The organism is Stenotrophomonas sp. (assembly GCF_050737075.1).
Classification (GTDB): domain Bacteria; phylum Pseudomonadota; class Gammaproteobacteria; order Xanthomonadales; family Xanthomonadaceae; genus Stenotrophomonas.
Window position 1 is genome coordinate 1 of the sequence record NZ_JBOHXV010000085.1, and the last position, 18440, is coordinate 18440.

At 64.8% G+C, this 18440-nt stretch carries 17 protein-coding genes and 1 pseudogene; 6 read left to right on the plus strand and 12 right to left on the minus strand.

The annotated features are described in order from the left end of the window. The 5 genes and pseudogenes from ACREPD_RS17415 to ffh form a co-directional block, all read right to left on the minus strand. Positions 1-123: pseudogene (locus ACREPD_RS17415) on the minus strand (ribosome maturation factor RimM); the annotation flags it as partial. Between the two features lie 43 nt (positions 124-166). Continuing rightward, complete coding sequence (gene rpsP, locus ACREPD_RS17420; protein ID WP_313343667.1) at positions 167-427, minus strand: 30S ribosomal protein S16; 261 nt, start codon at positions 425-427, stop codon at positions 167-169. A gap of 156 nt (positions 428-583) precedes the next feature. Then, the gene (locus tag ACREPD_RS17425) at positions 584-1372 is read right to left on the minus strand and encodes an aminotransferase class IV family protein (protein WP_431600490.1); all 789 of its coding nucleotides are present in this window, start codon (positions 1370-1372) and stop codon (positions 584-586) included. Continuing rightward, positions 1369-2445 carry an NAD(P)H-dependent flavin oxidoreductase gene (locus ACREPD_RS17430; protein WP_431600491.1) on the minus strand — a complete coding sequence of 359 codons (1077 nt, stop codon included), beginning with the start codon at positions 2443-2445 and terminating at the stop codon, positions 1369-1371. The genes ACREPD_RS17425 and ACREPD_RS17430 overlap by 4 nt, the downstream gene beginning before the upstream one ends. 113 nt (positions 2446-2558) lie before the next feature. Next, on the minus strand, positions 2559-3938 hold the full coding sequence (ffh, locus tag ACREPD_RS17435; RefSeq protein WP_431600492.1) for a signal recognition particle protein: 1380 nt from the start codon (positions 3936-3938) through the stop codon (positions 2559-2561). Between the two features lie 131 nt (positions 3939-4069). Here ffh and ACREPD_RS17440 point away from each other — a divergent pair, with 131 nt between their 5' ends. Continuing rightward, a complete protein-coding gene (locus ACREPD_RS17440; protein WP_431600493.1) occupies positions 4070-4864 on the plus strand; it encodes a cytochrome C assembly family protein in 795 nt (264 codons plus the stop codon). Positions 4865-4936: 72 nt separating this feature from the next. Here the strand turns inward: ACREPD_RS17440 and radA are convergent, their stop codons facing one another. Beyond that, on the minus strand, positions 4937-6313 hold the full coding sequence (radA, locus tag ACREPD_RS17445) for a DNA repair protein RadA (RefSeq protein ID WP_431600494.1): 1377 nt from the start codon (positions 6311-6313) through the stop codon (positions 4937-4939). 199 nt (positions 6314-6512) lie between these two features. Here radA and ACREPD_RS17450 point away from each other — a divergent pair, with 199 nt between their 5' ends. Next, positions 6513-8570, plus strand: a complete 2058-nt coding sequence (locus ACREPD_RS17450; RefSeq protein WP_431600495.1) for a putative bifunctional diguanylate cyclase/phosphodiesterase — start codon at positions 6513-6515, stop codon at positions 8568-8570. 314 nt (positions 8571-8884) lie between these two features. Here ACREPD_RS17450 and cyoD read toward each other — a convergent pair whose 3' ends face one another. From cyoD to cyoA, 4 genes are read right to left on the minus strand one after another with little or no spacing between them, the layout of a single operon-like run. After that, the gene (gene cyoD, locus ACREPD_RS17455; RefSeq protein ID WP_431600496.1) at positions 8885-9235 is read right to left on the minus strand and encodes a cytochrome o ubiquinol oxidase subunit IV; all 351 of its coding nucleotides are present in this window, start codon (positions 9233-9235) and stop codon (positions 8885-8887) included. Next, positions 9235-9876 carry a cytochrome o ubiquinol oxidase subunit III gene (gene cyoC / locus ACREPD_RS17460; protein ID WP_431600497.1) on the minus strand — a complete coding sequence of 214 codons (642 nt, stop codon included), beginning with the start codon at positions 9874-9876 and terminating at the stop codon, positions 9235-9237. The genes cyoD and cyoC overlap by 1 nt, the downstream gene beginning before the upstream one ends. Continuing rightward, a complete protein-coding gene (gene cyoB, locus ACREPD_RS17465) occupies positions 9873-11870 on the minus strand; it encodes a cytochrome o ubiquinol oxidase subunit I (protein ID WP_431600505.1) in 1998 nt (665 codons plus the stop codon). The genes cyoC and cyoB overlap by 4 nt, the downstream gene beginning before the upstream one ends. A gap of 8 nt (positions 11871-11878) precedes the next feature. Beyond that, entirely contained in the window at positions 11879-12976 is a 1098-nt protein-coding gene (gene cyoA / locus ACREPD_RS17470) for a ubiquinol oxidase subunit II (RefSeq protein ID WP_431600498.1), read from the minus strand. 426 nt (positions 12977-13402) lie between these two features. Between cyoA and ACREPD_RS17475 the strand changes: the two genes are divergently transcribed. After that, the gene (locus ACREPD_RS17475; protein ID WP_431600499.1) at positions 13403-13741 is read left to right on the plus strand and encodes a hypothetical protein; all 339 of its coding nucleotides are present in this window, start codon (positions 13403-13405) and stop codon (positions 13739-13741) included. 117 nt (positions 13742-13858) lie between these two features. Further along, complete coding sequence (locus ACREPD_RS17480; RefSeq protein ID WP_431600500.1) at positions 13859-14434, plus strand: hypothetical protein; 576 nt, start codon at positions 13859-13861, stop codon at positions 14432-14434. Here ACREPD_RS17480 and ACREPD_RS17485 read toward each other — a convergent pair. Continuing rightward, positions 14387-15385 carry a 2-hydroxyacid dehydrogenase gene (locus tag ACREPD_RS17485; protein ID WP_431600501.1) on the minus strand — a complete coding sequence of 333 codons (999 nt, stop codon included), beginning with the start codon at positions 15383-15385 and terminating at the stop codon, positions 14387-14389. The genes ACREPD_RS17480 and ACREPD_RS17485 overlap by 48 nt on opposite strands. 39 nt (positions 15386-15424) lie before the next feature. Continuing rightward, a complete protein-coding gene (locus ACREPD_RS17490; protein WP_431600502.1) occupies positions 15425-16762 on the minus strand; it encodes a hypothetical protein in 1338 nt (445 codons plus the stop codon). A gap of 598 nt (positions 16763-17360) precedes the next feature. Here ACREPD_RS17490 and ACREPD_RS17495 point away from each other — a divergent pair. Together ACREPD_RS17495 and ACREPD_RS17500 are read left to right on the plus strand one after the other, a co-directional pair. After that, positions 17361-18065, plus strand: a complete 705-nt coding sequence (locus tag ACREPD_RS17495) for a TraB/GumN family protein (protein ID WP_431600503.1) — start codon at positions 17361-17363, stop codon at positions 18063-18065. Positions 18066-18086: 21 nt separating this feature from the next. Beyond that, positions 18087-18383 carry a TraB/GumN family protein gene (locus ACREPD_RS17500; protein ID WP_431600504.1) on the plus strand — a complete coding sequence of 99 codons (297 nt, stop codon included), beginning with the start codon at positions 18087-18089 and terminating at the stop codon, positions 18381-18383. Positions 18384-18440: the final 57 nt, after the last annotated feature.

Here is an 18440-nt window from a genome sequence, read left to right on the forward strand (position 1 = left end):
CCAGGGCTGATAGTTGAAGATGGCGGTACGCGGCTCGGTCCAGGACTCGAGCTTTATCTCGCCTCGCACACCAAAAGCGCCGACAATCCTGCCCAGCAGGATGCGGCGCTCGGTATCTTTCATCTGCATAGACCGAATGGGCCGCGCCAGGCGCGGCCCTTCAGGATCAGGCCGCGGAGGCCTGGGCCTTGGTCGCTTCCTTGTACAGGTTGCGAACCTTGTCGGTCAGCTGGGCGCCGTTGGCGACCCATGCATCGACCTTCGGGATATCCAGCACGATGCGGGCTTCGGCGCCCTGGGCAACCGGGTTGTAGTAACCCACGCGCTCGATGTTGCGGCCGTCACGCGCGCTGCGCGAGTCGGTCACGATGATGTGGTAGAACGGACGCTTCTTGGCGCCGCCGCGGGTCAGTCGAATCTTGACCATGGTGTTGTTTCCTCAATTGCCCAGTCGCCAGGATGGCGCGGTAAGCCGGCGATTATAGCGGCCGGTCCGGGGCATTCCAAGCCCAGCGGGGCGTTTGAAGCTGAACACGGCCTTCATGCACCCCTTGGGCCGGCCAACGGCCGGCCCAAGCGACACTCAACTCGACACGGGTTCCCACGGCGTGGCGGCGAGAACCTCCATTGCCCTTTCACACAGCTCTTCCGACCCGGCGAACACGTACCCATCCACGCTGGTAATCGGCCACACCCCTGCCGCGTTGAGACCGATGGCCGCATCGAACCCACCCAGCTGCTCCAGCGCCACCGGCGCCAGCGTGGGCGAACCGCCCCACCCCGCCTGCAGCAGACGCTCATGGGTGCCGCGCAGCGCCGGCGCCTGCGGCCACACCACCTCGCCGTTCCGCGCGAAGGCCACGTTCCAGGTGGTGCCCTCACTGACCCGCCCCTGTGCATCCACGAACAGCGCATCGTCGAAGCCAGCCTGCAGCGCTTGGCGGCGGTGCTGGAACAGCGCGAACGTGCCTACGTGCTTCAGGTGCGGCAGCTCGCGCTGGTAAGGCACGCTGCACACCCGCCGGGGCAGCATCGGTACGGACGCGGGCGGCGCCACCGCCACCAGCACATCCACCGGCACCGGCTGCAGCGGCTGGCGGAAATCGAACGCGCGGGAAAATACCGTTACCCGCAGCGATGCGTCGGCGACGCCTTCGGACTGCAGCGCGGCCTGCATCCACGCCTGCACCCGGCTGCCATCCAGCGCGCTGCCGAACAGTGCTTCGGTGCCCTGGCGCAGCCGCCGCAGGTGAAGGTCCAGCCCCTGCACCGCGCCGTTTCGCACCTGCAGCGAGGTGAAGTGACCGTAGTTGACCAAGGCCCCGGCCAGTTCATCGGCGGTCGCCAGGCGTCCGTTGCAGTACACGCTCATCCCAGCAGACCGCGCGCGTCGGACCATAGCGCCTGCAGCACCTCCGCCGCCGGCCGGTCCGACGCCATCCACGCCGATTGCCCGGCCCAGGCCTGCATCGCATCGATCCGATGCTCACGATTGGCCTGGGCGCGCATCGGCGCCGTCAGGCCGCGCTGCACCGGGTACGGGCGCGGCGGCGGTACGGCGGGGTCTGCGGCGGCACGCACATACGGCGTGGCCAGGCCGCGCCCGAGCCGGCCGCTGAACGCACGCGTCGGCCAGGTGTCTTCCGGCTCGGCAACGGCCAGCGCCTGGGACCAGGCCGGATCAATCGCACATTCGGGCGTGCGCAGGAAAGCGGTGCCGATCTGCACCGCGCTCGCGCCCAGCATCAGCGCGGCGGCGATGCCACGCCCATCGGCAATGCCACCTGCGGCGATCACCGGCACCTGCAGGCGGTCCGCCAGGCGGGGCAGCAGCGCGAACAGGCCGACCAGCTGGCGCTCGGCTGCCGCCGGGTCGAACGCGCCACGATGGCCGCCGGCTTCAAAGCCCTGCGCTACCACGGCATCCGCACCGGCCGCCTCGGCAGCCAGCCCCTCGGCCAAGGTGGTGGCGCAGGCAAACCAGGCGATACCGGCGTCCTTCAGGCGCTGCACCTGTGCAGCGGTGAAGACACCCATGATGGTCGAGGCGACCGCAGGCCTGGCGGCAATCAGCGCATCGAACTGCGCGTCGAAATCGGCCGGGCCGGCATCGGCGGCGTCCGCCGGCACCTCCGGGCCCCACTGCGCGAGGAACGCGCGCGTGGCGGCTTCGGCGGTGGCATCGCGCCCGGGCGCGGCGTCTGGAATCCACACATTGACCTGCGCGGGGCCAGTGGACTGGGCGCGGAAGGCGTCCATCCAGGCCACGATGTCCTGCGGCTGCGACAGCACTGCACCCATCGCCCCCATGCTGCCGGCGTTGGCCAGTGCGGCCGACAGCGGCACCGGGCAGGCGCCTGCCATGGGGGCCAACAGGATCGGGGACTGCAATGAAAAACGCCGACAGAAGTTGTCGGCGCGTTCCAGGATTCGCGGGTCGGTCATGCGTGGGGCACCTTGGGGGTCGACGGGTCACAGTCTACGCTCAGGGTTCCGTGGACACGCATGGCGTGTCCCTACGCGTCACCGCCTTCGGCGATGACGTGCGGGGCGTGCGCTCAGCGGAACGGCATGCCGCCGCGGCCGCCCATGGCACCCATCATCCCCTTCATGCTGCGCATCATGCCCTTCATGCCGCCGCCGGCCATCTTGCTCATCATCTTTTCCATCTGCTGATACTGCTTCATCAGCTTGTTGACGTCGGCCGGGGTGAGGCCGGAGCCGCGCGCGATGCGGGCACGGCGCGAGCCGTTGAGCAGGCCCGGGTTGCGGCGCTCCTTCTTGGTCATCGAGTTGATGATGGCGATCATGCGCGGCACTTCCTTGCCCTGGCTGACCTGCTGCTTGAGGTGCTCGGGGATCTGGCCCAGGCCCGGCAGCTTGTCCATCAGGCCGCCGATGCCGCCCATGTTCTGCATCTGCTCCAGCTGGTCGCGCATGTCGTTCAGGTCGAACTTCTTGCCCTTGGCGACCTTCTCGGCCAGCTTCTGCGCCTTGTCCTTGTCGACCTGCTGCTCGACCTGCTCCACCAGCGACAGCACGTCGCCCATGTCCAGGATGCGGCTGGCGATGCGGTCCGGATGGAACACGTCCAGGCCGTCCGGCTTTTCGCTGACGCCGACGAACTTGATCGGCTTGCCGGTGATGTAACGCACGCTGAGCGCGGCACCGCCACGGGCGTCGCCGTCGGTCTTGGTCAGCACCACGCCGGTCAGCGGCAGTGCTTCGCCGAAGGCCTTGGCGGTGTTGGCCGCGTCCTGGCCGGTCATGGCATCGACCACGAACAGCGTCTCGGCCGGGTTGACCGCGGCGTGCAGCGCCTTGATCTCGGCCATCATCGCTTCGTCGATGGCCAGGCGGCCGGCGGTATCGACCAGCAGCACGTCCACGAACGACTTGCGCGCGTCATCGATGGCCGCACGCACGATGGCTTCGGGCTTCTGGTCGGCGCTGGACGGGAAGAACAGCACGCCCACCTGGTCGGCCAGGGTCTTGAGCTGCTCGATCGCGGCCGGACGGTAGACGTCGGCCGACACCACCATCACCTTCTTCTTGCGCTTTTCCTTCAGATGCTTGGCAAGCTTGCCCACCGTGGTGGTCTTGCCCGCGCCCTGCAGGCCGGCCATCAGGATGATCGCCGGGGCCGGCACGTTGAGGTTGAGGTCCGAGGCGGTCGAGCCCATGACCGCGGTCAGCTCGTCGCGCACGACCTTGATCAGCGCCTGGCCGGGGGTCAGCGACTTGAGCACTTCCTGGCCAACCGCGCGCACCTTGATGCGCTCGACCAGCGCCTGCACGACCGGCAGGGCGACGTCGGCCTCGAGCAGCGCGATGCGGACTTCGCGGGTGGCCTCGCGGATGTTTTCCTCGGTGAGGCGACCGCGGCCACGCAGCCGCTCGATGGTGCCGGAGAGGCGCTGGGTCAGGGACTCGAACATGGAGGCAACCTGTTCAGAACGAAAGACAAAGAGACCGACAGTATAGCCGGTCCGCCATGCTCCCCCGCCCGGCAACGCGACCACACGCCGCAGGCATCGCTACCGCCCCGGGGGTATGCGAAACTGACACGATGACAATCGTTCTCATCGCCACCCTGCTCTATCTGACCGCGACCGCCCTGCTGGTGCGCGCGGTGGTTCGCGATGACGCCGCGTCCGCGCCCACCTGGCTGTGGCCGGCCGTGCCGGCGATGGTCCTGCATGGCGGGTATCACGCGCTGGTGGCGATGAACACCACCGGCGGCCCGGACATGCACTTCTTCGCCGCGCTGTCGCTGGTGGGGCTGGGCATGGCCTGGCTGACCTCGCTGGTGGCCGCGCGCGGGCGCATGGCCGCCTTGGGCGTGCTGGTGTTCCCGATGGCCGCGGTGGTGCTGTGCGTCTACCACGGCTACGGCCACGAACCGAGCCGGCCGCTGGGCTGGCAGCTGGCCACGCACGCCTGGATGGCACTGCTGGCCTACGCCACGCTGAGCGTCGCCGCGCTGCTGGCGATCATGCTGTGGCTGCAGGAACGTGCGCTGCGCCGGCGCGACTTCCGCCCGTGGCTGCGCGCCCTGCCGCCGCTGGCCGACCTGGAATCGCTGCTGTTCCGGGTGATTGCCGTGGGCTTCGCGCTGCTGACCCTGACCCTGGTCACCGGCGTGCTGTTCGTCGATGACCTGCTGGCGCAGAAGCTGGTGCACAAGACCGTGCTCAGCGTGCTGTCGTGGATCGTCTTCGGCACGCTGCTGATCGGCCGCCGCCGCTATGGCTGGCGCGGCGCCAAGGCGGTGCACTGGACGCTGACCGCGATGGCGCTGCTGTTGCTGGCGTTCTTCGGCAGCCAGTTCGTGATCGAACTGGTGTTTGGGCATACCCGGTAACGGCGTACCGACCAAGGAACATCGACGGGTCCGACCGCCTTCGCCACACCCCTGGCATTGACGATCGCCGCGTCAAATCGCGTCGATCGCCTCGGACAACCGCTCCACCGCGATCACTTCCATGCCCTTCACGCTGCCGGTCTTGGGCGCATTCGCCTTGGGCACGATGGCACGCTTGAAACCATGCGTGGCCGCCTCGCGCAGGCGATCCTCACCGTTCGGCACCGGGCGGATCTCGCCGGACAGCCCTACTTCGCCGAAGGCAATCGTTTTCTCGGCCAGCGGCCGGTCCTGCAGCGAGGACAGCACCGCCAGCAGCACCGGCAGGTCCACCGCGGTTTCCTGCACGCGGATGCCACCCACGACATTCACGAACACGTCCTGGTCGCCCACCAGCACCCCGCCGTGACGGTGCAGCACCGCCAACAGCATCGCCAGCCGGTTCTGCTCCAGGCCCACCGCTACCCGGCGCGGGTTGGACAGCGGTGAGGCATCCACCAGCGCCTGTACCTCCACTAGTAGCGGGCGGGTGCCCTCGCGGGTCACCATCACGCAGCTGCCCGGCTGGCGGGTACTGCCGCCGGACAGGAAGATCGCCGAGGGATTGGACACTTCCTTCAGGCCCTTCTCGCCCATCGCGAACACGCCCAGTTCGTTGACCGCGCCGAAGCGGTTCTTGAACGCGCGCAGCAGGCGGAAGCGGCTGCCGCTCTCGCCTTCGAAATACAGCACCGCATCGACCATGTGCTCCAGCACGCGCGGGCCGGCGATGCCGCCTTCCTTGGTCACATGGCCCACCAGGAACACGGCGGTGCCGGTTTCCTTGGCAAAGCGCACGAGGCGCGCCGCGCTCTCGCGCACCTGGCTCACCGAACCCGGCGCGGCGGTGAGCGATTCGGTCCACAGGGTCTGGATCGAATCGGCCACGATCAGCTTCGGCCGCGCCACGCTGGCGTGCTGCAGGATGGCTTCCACCTGGGTTTCAGCCAGCGCATTGACGTTGTCCAGCGGCAGGTCCAGCCGCACCGCGCGGCCGGCGACCTGCGACAGCGATTCCTCGCCGGTGATGTACAGCACCGGCAGCGCGGCGGCCATCTTCGCCACCGCCTGCAGCAGCAGGGTCGACTTGCCGATGCCCGGGTCGCCACCGACCAGCACCACCGCGCCTTCGACCAGCCCGCCGCCAAGGACGCGGTCGAACTCGCCGATGCCGGTGCTCACCCGCAGGTGCTCGGTCTGCTGCACGTCCTTGAGCGCCATGATCTTCGGCGCATCGACCTTGCCGGCCCAGCCGGAACGCCGCGCGGCAGGCGACTTGGTCGCCGTCGCGCTTTCCAGCGTGATCTCGGTCAGCACGTTCCAGACCCCGCACTCGGTGCACTGGCCCTGCCACTTGCTGTATTCCGCGCCGCATTCGCTGCACACGTAGGCGGTGAGCCGCTTGGCCATGTCAATTCCAATTCATTCGCTGTGCGGCAGGATAGCCGAGCCGCGTCGCAGCAACCGAGACGCACGCCAACCGCCCGAAGGGTGCCAGCGCTGCGGGCCCACCGTTGGCCGGGCGCCCTGCCAGCTAAATTTTTCGCCCGACCGGCCGATACCGGGGCGGGCCACTACGCCTTTCCCTCCCGTCCCACCAGGTTTTTCCATGACCGGCACCTACAGCCAGAGTCTCGTTCTTTTTTCGCTGCTGGTTGCCATCCTCGCCTCGTACACCGCGCTGGACATGGCCGGCCGCCTCGCCAGCACCGAAGGCCGCGTGGCGCGCTGGTGGCTGGCCGGCGGCGCCGCCGCGATGGGCCTGGGCATCTGGTCCATGCACTTCGTGGGCATGCTCGCCTTTCATCTGCCGATCCCGGTCGGCTACGACCTGGCCATCACCCTGTACTCGCTGGCCGCCTCGGTCGGCGCCTCGGCCTACGCGTTGTGGCTGGTGTCGCGCCCGGAACTGCCGTGGCCACGCCTGATCGCCGGTGCGGTGCTGATGGGGCTGGGCATCGCCTGCATGCACTACCTGGGCATGGCCGCGATGCGGATGGAGCCCGGCATCGTCTACGACCCGCTGTGGTTCGCCGCCTCGCTGCTGATCGCCATCGTCGCCGCGGGCGCCGCTCTGTGGATCGCGTTCCGGCTGCGCAGCGAGCAGCGCCACACCGGGCTGCTGCGCGGGCTGGCCTCGCTGGTGATGGGCCTGGCCATTGTCGGCATGCACTACACCGGCATGGCCGCGGCCAACTTCCCGGAAGGCAGCATCTGCGGGGCCGCGTATGCCAACGGGCTGGATACCAAATGGTTGGCGGTGCTGGTCATCGTCACCACCCTGGCCACGCTGGGCATCGCCCTGATCGCCTCGCTGTTCGACCGCCAGATGCGCACCCGCACCGGCATGCTGGCCGATTCGCTGGCCCAGGCCAACGAGAAGCTGCTGCAGGCGGCGCTGCACGACCCGCTCACCCAGCTGCCCAACCGCATGCTGCTGCAGGACCGCATCGAACAGACCATCGAGAAGGCCAAGCGCCGCCACTTCAGCTTTGCGGTGATGTTCTGCGACCTGGACGGCTTCAAGGCCATCAACGACGCCTACGGCCACCAGCTGGGCGACAAGCTGCTGATCGAGGTCAGCGAGCGCGTCAGCGGGCTGCTGCGTGCGCAGGACACCTTCGCACGGCTGGGCGGCGACGAGTTCGTCATCGTGTTCCAGCTGGATGTGCCGGAAGATGCTGCCGTGGTCGCCGAGCGCATCATCGCCTGCGTGGGCGAGCCGTTCGAGATCGATACGCTGGAGCTTCACGTCACCGCCAGCCTGGGCATCGCCATGTACCCGGCCGATGCCACCTCCGAGCGCGAGCTGATGGCGCATGCCGATGCGGCCATGTACCACACCAAGGATTCGGGCCGGAACGGCTATACCTTCTTCACCGAGGCGATGCACGTCAGCGCCAACCGCCAGCTCAAGCTGCTGCAGGAGCTGCGCCGTGCGCTGCAGCGCGACGAAATGGTGCTGCACTACCAGCCCAAGTTCCGCGCCGACGGCGGCGGCGTGATCGGCGCCGAAGCGCTGGTGCGCTGGCAGCACCCGGGGCTTGGCCTGCTGGGCCCGGACACCTTCATTCCGATCGCCGAGCGCAGCGGCCTGATCCTGCCACTGGGCGACTGGGTGCTGGACCAGGCCTGCGCGCAGCTGAGGCAGTGGCATGACGCCGGGCACACCACGTGGTCGATGGCGGTGAACCTCTCGCCGCTGCAGTTCGCGTCCACCACGCTGCTGGACACGGTCAAGCGCACCCTCGAACGGCACAGCCTCGCCCCGCACCACCTCACGCTGGAAGTCACCGAAACCACGGCCATGCAGGACGTGGAAGCCAGCCTGCAGATCCTGCACGGGTTGACCGCGATGGGCGTGAACATCTCCATCGACGACTTCGGCACCGGCTACTCCAGCCTGCTGTACCTCAAGCGCATGCCGGCCACCGAGCTGAAGATCGACCGCGCCTTCGTACGCGACCTGGAAGACAACGCCGAAGATGCGGCGATCGTCTCCTCGATCATCGCGCTGGGCCGCTCGCTGCAGTTGCAGATCGTCGCCGAGGGCGTGGAAACCGCCGGCCAGCGCGAGTACCTCAACGCACTGGGATGCGACCAGCTGCAGGGTTACCACCTGGGCCGGCCGGTGGACGCCGAAGAGTTCCTGCGCAACGCGGCATAGAGCCAGGCCCTGCCTGCCTCAACGAATGCAGAGGCCGGTAGGGTCGGTTCCCAAACGACTGCCGTGAACGGTGCAACGCCCGGCAACGCATGACCTCAAACGAAGGCACGTTTGCGTTCAAAGGTCATGCGTTACCGAACGTGGAAAGGTCCACGGCAGTCGTTTGGGAACCGACCCCACCACCGGGCGGCATGACGAACGGTCCACATCGGCGCAGCGATGGCACGCCACCGTGACACGTGGCAACGCCATCCAGACAAACAAAAAGGCCGCCCCGAAGGGCGGCCTCTCTGCGTGCACGACATCCGAAGACGTCAATGCATCATATGCACGTTCATGTTGTGCATGACCCACAGCGTGCCGGCGACGATGATGCCGATCACCACGACGGTGAAGGCCGCCGCGCTGACGTTCCAGCGCTGTTCCGACGAGCGGTTCAGGTGCAGGAAGAACACCAGGTGCACGAAGATCTGCAGGATCGCCGCCACCACGATGATGACGCCCGTGGTGAAGGTCGGCAGGTTGCCCTTCATCACCGCCCAGAACGGGATGATGGTGAGCACCGCAGCCAACAGGAAACCGACCAGGTACGACTTGACGCTGCCGTGGCTCTCGCCCGCGGCGCCATGACCGTGGTCGTGTGCGTGATTGTCATGTGCGGCCATTACAGCGCTCCCTTCAGGTAGACGACGGAGAACACGCCGATCCAGATCAGATCCAGGAAGTGCCAGAACAGGCTCAGGCACGCCATGCGGGTCTTGTTGGTCGGGGTCAGGCCGTTCTGCTTGATCTGGATGAACATGATCAGCAGCCACAGCAGGCCGGCACTCACGTGCAGGCCGTGGGTGCCCACCAGCGCGAAGAACGCCGACAGGAACGCACTGTGGTCCGGACCGAAGCCCTCATGGATGAGGTGGTTGAACTCCCACACTTCCATGACCATGAAGCCGAAGCCCAGCAGCCAGGTCAGGCCCAGCCACAGGTACATCTGGCCAACCTTGTGCTTGTGCAGGGCGATCATGCCCAGGCCGAAGGTCAGCGAGGACACCAGCAGCAGCGTGGTTTCCCACGCGACGAAGCTCAGGTCGAACAGGTCCTTCGGACCCGGGCCACCGTTGGTGCCGCCGGACAGCACGATATAGGTCGCGAACAGGCTGGCGAAGATGAGGCAGTCGCTCATCAGGTACACCCAGAAACCGAAGACGGTGTTCTCGCCGGTGTCGTGGTGCTCGTGGTCATCATGGCCATGGGCCGCCGCGTGCGCGGCGTGCCCGTGGTTCACGGTGTTGGCGATAGTGCTGCTCATGCCTGCAACTCCGATTTCACCAGACCCTGCGCCTGCAGGTGACGGCGGTGCTCATTTTCGATCCGCTCCACTTCGGCAGCCGGCACGTAGTAATCCACGTCCTTGTCGAAGGTGCGCCAGATGAAGGTGCCGATCATGCCGACCAGGCCAACGATGGCCAGCCACCAGATGTGCCAGATCATCGCGAAGCCGAAGACCAGGCTGAAGGCACCAATCACCACACCGGTACCGGTGTTGCGCGGCATGTGGATGTCGGTGTACTTGGCCGGGCGTTCCCACGCCTCACCACGCTGCTTGCGTTCCCAGAAGTCGTCCAGCTCGGTGACCTTGGGCAGCGAACCGAAGTTGTAGAACGACGGCGGCGAAGAGGTTTCCCACTCCAGCGTACGGGCGTCCCACGGATCGCCGGTCAGGTCGGCGGTCTTCTTGCGGTCGCGGATCGACACAGCCACCTGGATGATCTGGCACAGGATGCCGGCGCCGATGATGAACGCACCGAACATCGCAATCACCAGCAGCGGCTGGTATTCCGGGTTCGGGTAGCTCTGCATGCGGCGGGTCATGCCCATGAAGCCCAGGATGTACAGCGGCATGAAGGCCACATAGAAGCCGATGAACCAGCACCAGAACGCGCGCTTGCCCCAGGCCTCGTTGAGGCGGAAGCCGAACATCTTCGGCCACCAGTAGGTGATACCGGCGAACATGCCGAACACCACGCCGCCGATGATGACGTTGTGGAAGTGGGCGATCAGGAACAGGCTGTTGTGCAACACGAAGTCGATGGCCGGGATCGCCAGCATCACGCCGGTCATGCCGCCGATGGTGAAGGTGACCATGAAGCCGATCGTCCAAAGCACCGGGCTGGTGAACTGCACGCGGCCGCGGAACATGGTGAACAGCCAGTTGAAGATCTTCACGCCGGTGGGGATGGAGATGATCATCGTCGTGATGCCGAAGAAGGCATTGACGTTGGCACCCGAACCCATGGTGAAGAAGTGGTGCAGCCACACGATGAAGGACAGCACGCCGATGCAGGCGGTGGCGTAGACCATGCCCTTGTAGCCGAACAGCGCCTTGCGCGAGAACGTGGCGATCACTTCGGAGAACACGCCGAAGGCCGGCAGCACCAGGATATAGACTTCCGGGTGACCCCAGATCCAGATCAGGTTGATGTACAGCATGGCGTTGCCGCCACCGTCATTGGTGAAGAAGTGCGTGCCCAGGTAACGGTCCAGGGTCAGCAGCACCAGGGTGACGGTCAGCACCGGGAACGCGGCGATGATCAGCACGTTGGTGACCAGCGCGGTCCAGGTGAACACCGGCATGTGCATCAGCTTCATGCCCGGGGTACGCATCTTCAGGATGGTAATGAAGAAGTTGATACCACTCAGTGTCGTACCCAAGCCTGCAACCTGCAGGCCCCAGATGTAGTAGTCGACACCTACCCCTGGACTGAACTCCTTGCCTGACAACGGCGGGAAGGCCAGCCAGCCGGTCTGCGCGAATTCACCCACGCCCAGCGAGATCATGACCAGACCCGCGCCCGCCACGAACAGCCAGAAGCTGAGCGAGTTGACGAACGGGAAGGCCACGTCGCGTGCGCCGATCTGCAGCGGCACCACGACGTTCATCAGGCCGGTGATCAGCGGCATCGCCACGAAGAAGATCATGATCACGCCGTGGGCGGTGAAGATCTGATCGTAGTGGTGCGGCGGCAGGAAGCCCTCGGCACCGCCGGCGGCGGTGGCCTGCTGGACACGCATCATGATCGCGTCGGCGAAGCCGCGCAGCAGCATGACGAAGGCAACGATGAGGTACATCGCGCCGATCTTCTTGTGGTCGACCGAGGTGAACCACTCTTTCCAGAGATAGCCCCACAGCTTGAACTTGGTGATCAGGGCCAGCACGAGCAGGCCACCGATCCCCGCGCCGATCAGCGTGGTGATGATGATCGGGTCGTGCGGGATGTCAGCGAATGTCAGTTTACCCAACAGATTCATGCTTATTCTCCCGAGCCTGCGTGACCGGTGTGACCGGCGGCGGCGTGCTCGTCTGCAGTGTGTTCAGCATGCTCGGCAGCCGCGGCGTCAGCCGGAGCAGCCGCTGCGTCGCCCGAGGGGGCGGCCGCGTCATGGCCTTCGTGGGCACCGGCCGGCATTTCATGGCCTTCATGGCTTTCGCCAGCGGCGCCATGCGACATCGCCGCGTGGTCCATGGCCTTGTGGTCCATGCCGTAGTGCTGGTTGTCACCCATGTGGCGGGCAACGACCCAATCGAACAGGCCGGTCTCGGCGGTGCCGAAGTAGGTCACCGGGTGCCAGTCGTGGTTCTTGTCAGCCACCAGCGCGCCAAACGCGGTCTGGTCCAGCGTCGTGCTCTGCGCACGCACCTTGGTCAGCCATGCCTGGTAGTCGGCTTCAGTGACCGAGTGGGCGTCGAAATGCATCTTGCTGAAGCCCGCGCCACTGTAGTGCGAGGACATGCCCGGGAACGTGCCGGTCTCGTTGGCGATCAGATGGAGCTTGGTCTCCATGCCGGTCATCGAGTAGATCATGCTGCCCAGGTGCGGGATGAAGAACGCATTCATCACCGAATCGGACGTGATCTTGAAGTTCAGCGGGGTGTTCACCGGGAAGGTGATTTCGTTGACCGTCGCGATGTTCTCTTCCGGATAGATGAACAACCACTTCCAGTCCAGCGAAATGGCTTCAATCACCACCGGCTTCTTGTCCGAGTCCAGCGGACGGTACGGATCAAGCGAGTGCGAGGACCGCCAGGTCAGCACGGCCAGCACCAGCACGATCATGCACGGGATCGACCAGACGACCACTTCGATCGCGGTGGAATGCGACCACTTCGGCTCGTAACGGGCCTTGGTGTTCGAGGCGCGGTACTTCCAGGCGAAGGCAAGGGTCATGATGATGACCGGCACGACGACCAGCAGCATCAGCACGGTGGCCGTGATCAGCAGCGTCTTCTGATCATGGCCGATCTGCCCCTTCGGGGCGAGAATGGCCGAGCTGCAGCCCGTCAAAAACACGGACAACGCGAACAGCAGGCCCGGGCGCAACCAGCGCCCAAGGGTTTTCAACGGAATCATCGGTCGATCCAATTGCGTAGGGAATGCCATCTCAAGCGCGCCCCGCCAGCAAAAGCCGGGTGTACCTGTCAGCCCTCTAATTTTATGCCGTCACGCACCATTTAAGAAAGGCATTGACAATGATCCAGCGCAGGAAAGGCCCGAAAAGGGCTGCGACACGTTGTCGCACGGCGCGCAGACCGCCCAGATCGGCACAGTCGCGTGCCCATGTATAGACATGAATGGCCTACCGATGGCAGCGGACCCACCGAGTAGCGCCGGGCTCTGCCCGGCCGAACCAGCACGCAGCCCCCAATCCGCCCGTTCATGCATCCACCCCGCCAGACGCGCCGCCAAAGCACCGGCACCGAGCAATGACACGCCAAGGGCATTGAAGACCCCTCAAGCCCACCCCATTGCTTCACAAACCGCCCTGGAACGTCGCCCATGCCGACAACCCCACGCATCGCCCGCTTCCTGGCCAGCCGCACTGGTCGCTGGGCACTGACTGTCGCCAGCGCCGCCCTCTTCCTGCTGGTGGCCTGCAATCCCGACCTGCTGCCATTGGTGCCGCTGGTGGATGCCATCGGTCTCGATGTACTGGCGGTCCTGATAGGCGCCCAGTTGGTGGCAACCCTCCCCTGGTTGCGCATGCATACGGCGCAGGCCTTGCGAATCACCGGCCGTGCGCTGGCCGGCACGCTTGCTGGCGCCATCTGCGGCTATCTGCGAGCGGTGCTATTTGGCTTGGCGAGAGGCACTGTCGTCATTGGCAAGATCCGCTGAAACAAACCAGACTTGTCCTACAGGCGCGATCACGACTGGCGGGTAGACTTGCGCAAGGTCTGACCCAGACCCCACATCCTGCCCCATCGAGAAGGATTGCGGATGCTGCATTCGATAATGACTTTCATCAACCGACCCGTCATGGCCGCCAGCCTGCTGCTAGCCGCGGGATCGCTGCCCGCATGTGCGTCTACCCCTGCGTCGCCGCCGCCCTCGGATTTCAGCGGCGGCTGGTCGGTGAAATGGTGCGACCGCTCCAACCCAAAGCTCGATTGCGGCGGATTCAATATCAGCCTTGTCCAGGAAGGCAACCGACTTTGCGGCGACTTCGGCGGTGCATTGGTCAACTTGCGTCAGATCGACGACGGCACACTCGTCGGCACAGCCGTGGGCAACACGGCTGTATTGGCAGTGCAAAGCAACCGAAATAGTTCCATTCACCTCGTCCGCGCCGAACTGCAAGGCGACCTACTCAAATGGGAGGAGGTGGACCTGATAAGCAAGGCCGACAACAACGACATCGACGTGATTGCTTCAGACGATGTACTTCGGCGGGACGCGCCACCCACCGGGGGAAAGCCCTCGCCTTCCCTCAACCGCACGTGCCGTGACGTCACAGGTGGGCTGAGACATGGCGCGGCGGCATTACGCCACCCGATTGGGGCAGACACATCCTTCGGAAAAGTCGCGTAGGTTCCCCAAGGTAATCGCCGAGATCTCTTCGAGCGCTTCGGCGGTGAAGAATCCCTGATGCCCGGTGACCAGCACATTCGGGAAGGTCATCAACCGCTGGAACACGTCGTCGTCGATGATCTCGCCGGACAGGTCCTGGAAGAACAGCGCGCTTTCCTGCTCGTACACGTCGATGGCCAGATGGCCGAGCTGGCGTGATTTCAGTGCGCGGATCACCGCATCGGTGTTGACCAGCCCGCCGCGCGAGGTATTGACCAGCATCGCACCGGGCTTCATCACGGCCAGCGATTCCTCGTTGATGAGGTGCTGGGTCTGCGGCGTCAGCGGGCAATGCAGGGAAACGATGTCCGAGCGCGCCAGCAGCGCTTCCAGCGCAACGCTCTCTCCGATGGTCTCGAACTCCGCCGACGGATACGGGTCGAAGCCCAGCACCGTGCAGCCGATCCCCTTGAGAATGCGGGCAGTGGCCACGCCGATCTTGCCCGTGCCCACGATGCCGGCGGTCTTGCCATGCAGGGTGCGGCCGAGTAGCCCGTCGAGCATGAAGTTGCCCTCGCGCACCCGGTTGTAGGCGCGGTGGGTCTGCCGGTTCAGGGTCATGATCAGCGCCAGCGCATGCTCGGCAACGGCCTCGGGCGAGTACGCCGGCACCCGGGCCACGAACAGGCCCAGCTGCTTGGCGACGGCGATGTTGACGTTGTTGAAGCCGGCACAGCGCAGCAGGATCGCGCGCACGCCGAGAGCATGCAGCGCCCGTAGCACCGGTGCATCCAGGCGGTCGTTGACGAACACGCAGACCGCATCGAAGCCTTGGGCCAATCCGGCCGTGGACGCATCCAGTGCCACATCGAAGTAGTCCAGTTCGATGCCCTGCCCTGAGTAATCGCGCGCGTTGGCCTCGTCGAGAAACCGGCGGTCGTAGGGACGGGCGCTGAAGACGGCAGTTCTCATGTGATGACCTCTACGGACGATGGGTGACGCCCTGACGCACTACCGCTTGCCATACTCGAAGCGCAGCTCGCGCTGCCCCTCGTTTACTACCGGCTGGATGGCCTCCTCGCCCGCACATCCATCCACGCGCTTGCCGTCGACGAACATCGCCGGCGCGCCGCATTTGCCGGTACTGCTGATGTCCAGCTGGGGCACCAACTGCCGCGCGAACGCCTCGACATCGCGACGCAGCTGGTCACGTGTCAGCGCCTTCACTTCGGCGCTGTAACGGAACTTGATGGCATACAGCCGGTCGACCATGAACACCATCGCCGAACTGTACGTGGTGTCGTTGCGTATATAGGTGAAATCCAGTGCCTGCGCGTTGATTGCCTTCGCGCGTGGGTGCTGGTCGGCGGGCACTACCGCGCCATCAACGACCGGAATGACAAAGGTCGTCAGCTGGGTCATGGGTTCGCCGCTGATCTCCTTGACCCAGGTATCCGACAAATTCCTGCGTTCGCTGGCGGCCATCTGCTCGATCTCGTTGGCCGAGAGTACGCCCACCGGATAGAAGTAGGCGTCGATCCAGCCGGTGTTATCGCCCTTGCGCTGGTACCGGACAGAAGCCCCCCACTCGGGTTCGTCGTACCGGCGCTCGCCCTGCATCGACCAGCTGCCGACGTTGAGCGGGTAAACAACGTGCGACTCCTGCAGGAACCCGCCGAGGAACGGGGTTCCCTCATCCGGCTTGATGGTCAGCGCGGTCGTTTCACTGGCCTTGCAGTGCTTCTCCATCACGGTCGCGAGCTGTGCACGCAGGGTGCCGGCCTTCTGGGACCCGAGCAACGCATCCAGCACCGGTATCCGCAATGCCGGTTTCTTTGCAACATAGGCGGCATAGGTGCGCAACGCGCTCTCCACACCCGCCACTTGGCGGGTCAGCTCATCACCCTCTTTGCCATGCTGGATCTGGTAGGCCACGTTGCCGAACATCATCTGCACATTGAGTTCGCCGCTGATCGGGCTTTTGTCAGTGCTGCTTTCCTCTGGAAGCTGCAGCATGTCGCAGACCATCACCTGGTAGTCCGGCGTGTCGATGGTCCAGCGCAGCAGTGCCTGCCGCATCGCGGCGGCATCGGGACCGTCCGGAGTGCGCTCAAGTTCACGGGTATAGCGGACAACCTTTGCGGTCTCCTGATCTTCCGCCTCTGAGATGGCGACCGGCGCATCGGCCCGCGCCATCGAGGGAACGACCAGGCACAACGGGAGTGCCACACCCAGTACCGCACGACGCACCAGATACATGCTCGCCATCTTCCGTGATCCCCTGTCGCTGCGGGTCGCAGCCCCGTTGCGGAGATTAACAGGCGCTTGGCCGGCGCGGAACTGGCTCAATTGCGCCGACGGCGAAGCACACCCAGCCAACTTCCCCTCCAAAACGACAAGTCCATATCAGGGCCAGGGCTTTTTCTGAAACGGGCACCGGGAATAGGAGTCGAACCCACCACCCACGCGTTACGAAGCCAGCCGACTTAACCTCGTCGACCGAACTAGACGACAAGAATTCTGGCGACGAGTTGCGGCAAGCCCGATACCGGCCGACCACCATTCGAAGCATCGATTTATCTATTTGCCGAGACGCGACAAGTAGGCTGTAGTCCGGCCAGGCCACAGCGCGCGGCAATCAGGGGGTCTCTGTCGTCCGTACACGCTCACTGTCAACAGACAAATCTTCTTTCTCCAGGGAAGCAGCACGTTTCGCGCCCGCGACTTCAATGTGATCAGCGCACTTCAAGGACTCGTTTCGGCCCGCCACCGGGTAGACCTTTATCGCGTCGAAACCATCGTCATGACAGGCCCTCGCATTCCGACGGCCAAAAATGAAACTTTAACGGCGCCCTATTTACTCTGACGCGCTAGCTACCGCAGTTGGTCGTGGAATGTGATGGCTGGAACGCACCTGGACGCACTCACCTGATGGATGGAATTCGACATGCTGAAGCCGGCTACGACCATCTCATTGTTCGCTGTTTTAGGTATAACCGTCTCGGCTATCGCAAACGCTCAAGACCTACCTCAATCAGCGCCGAAGACTCTGGATACAGTGGTTGTAACAGGCACAATGCCAGGACCGAGTCTTTGGAAAGTAACCAATGGTGATAGGACCCTGTGGTTGTTGGGCACAGTTAGTCCGCTCCCGAAAAACATGACCTGGGACTCAGCCGAAGTTGAGGAGGTCGTTTCACAGGCCGATGAAATTATCGCACCCGGCGGGACCAAAGCTGACGTTGGCACCGTGGATGTGTTCAAAATGGCGTCATTGGCCCGCTCCGCAATCGCCGCCACGAAGATTTCCGGCGGAAAAGAGCTGAAGGACGTGTTGCCCGAGCCCGTCTATGCGCGGTGGGCCGCGCTGAGGACAAAATACATGAGCGACAACCGCAAGGTTGAGCGCTCACGCCCGATGTTTGCTTCACAGGATTTGTACTTCAGGGCCATTTCCACCGCAGGCATGACGCAGGAAGGCGTTGTTTGGAACAGGGTTGTCGAGATTGCCGAGGCCAACGACATCTCGATTACTCAGACTCGGATCCAATATCCTTTGGGCATCGACAGGAGGGCCTACAAGGCAGGAATAGCTGCTTTGGCGGAGTCGCGAATCGACGACCAGGAATGCTTTGCCAGAACAGTTGACTAACTTGAAGCCGACCTGGACGTAATGAAGCGTGGCGCGAATGCCTGGGCCACCGGCGACTTGGGCATGCTGCGCCAGTTGAAGTACGGCGAAGCACAACCTGCGTGCAGGCTTACCTATGACGCGGTGATGGGCTTCCAGAAGAAGCCAGGGCTGGCTGAGCAAGCGTCCTTGGCTTGGCTCGCGGCGGTGGAGCGTGCGCTGCAGCGGAATGCGGTTACATTCGCCGTGTTGCCGATGAGCGAGATGGTTGGTGCCGACGGCTTGCTTGGCCGGCTGAAGGCTCGTGGCTACGTGGTGATCGAGCCGAACGAGGCCTGACGCTGAATGGTAATCCCTCGAAGGAAGCCCAGCCAGCAATCCGCTCTGCCCCCCCCC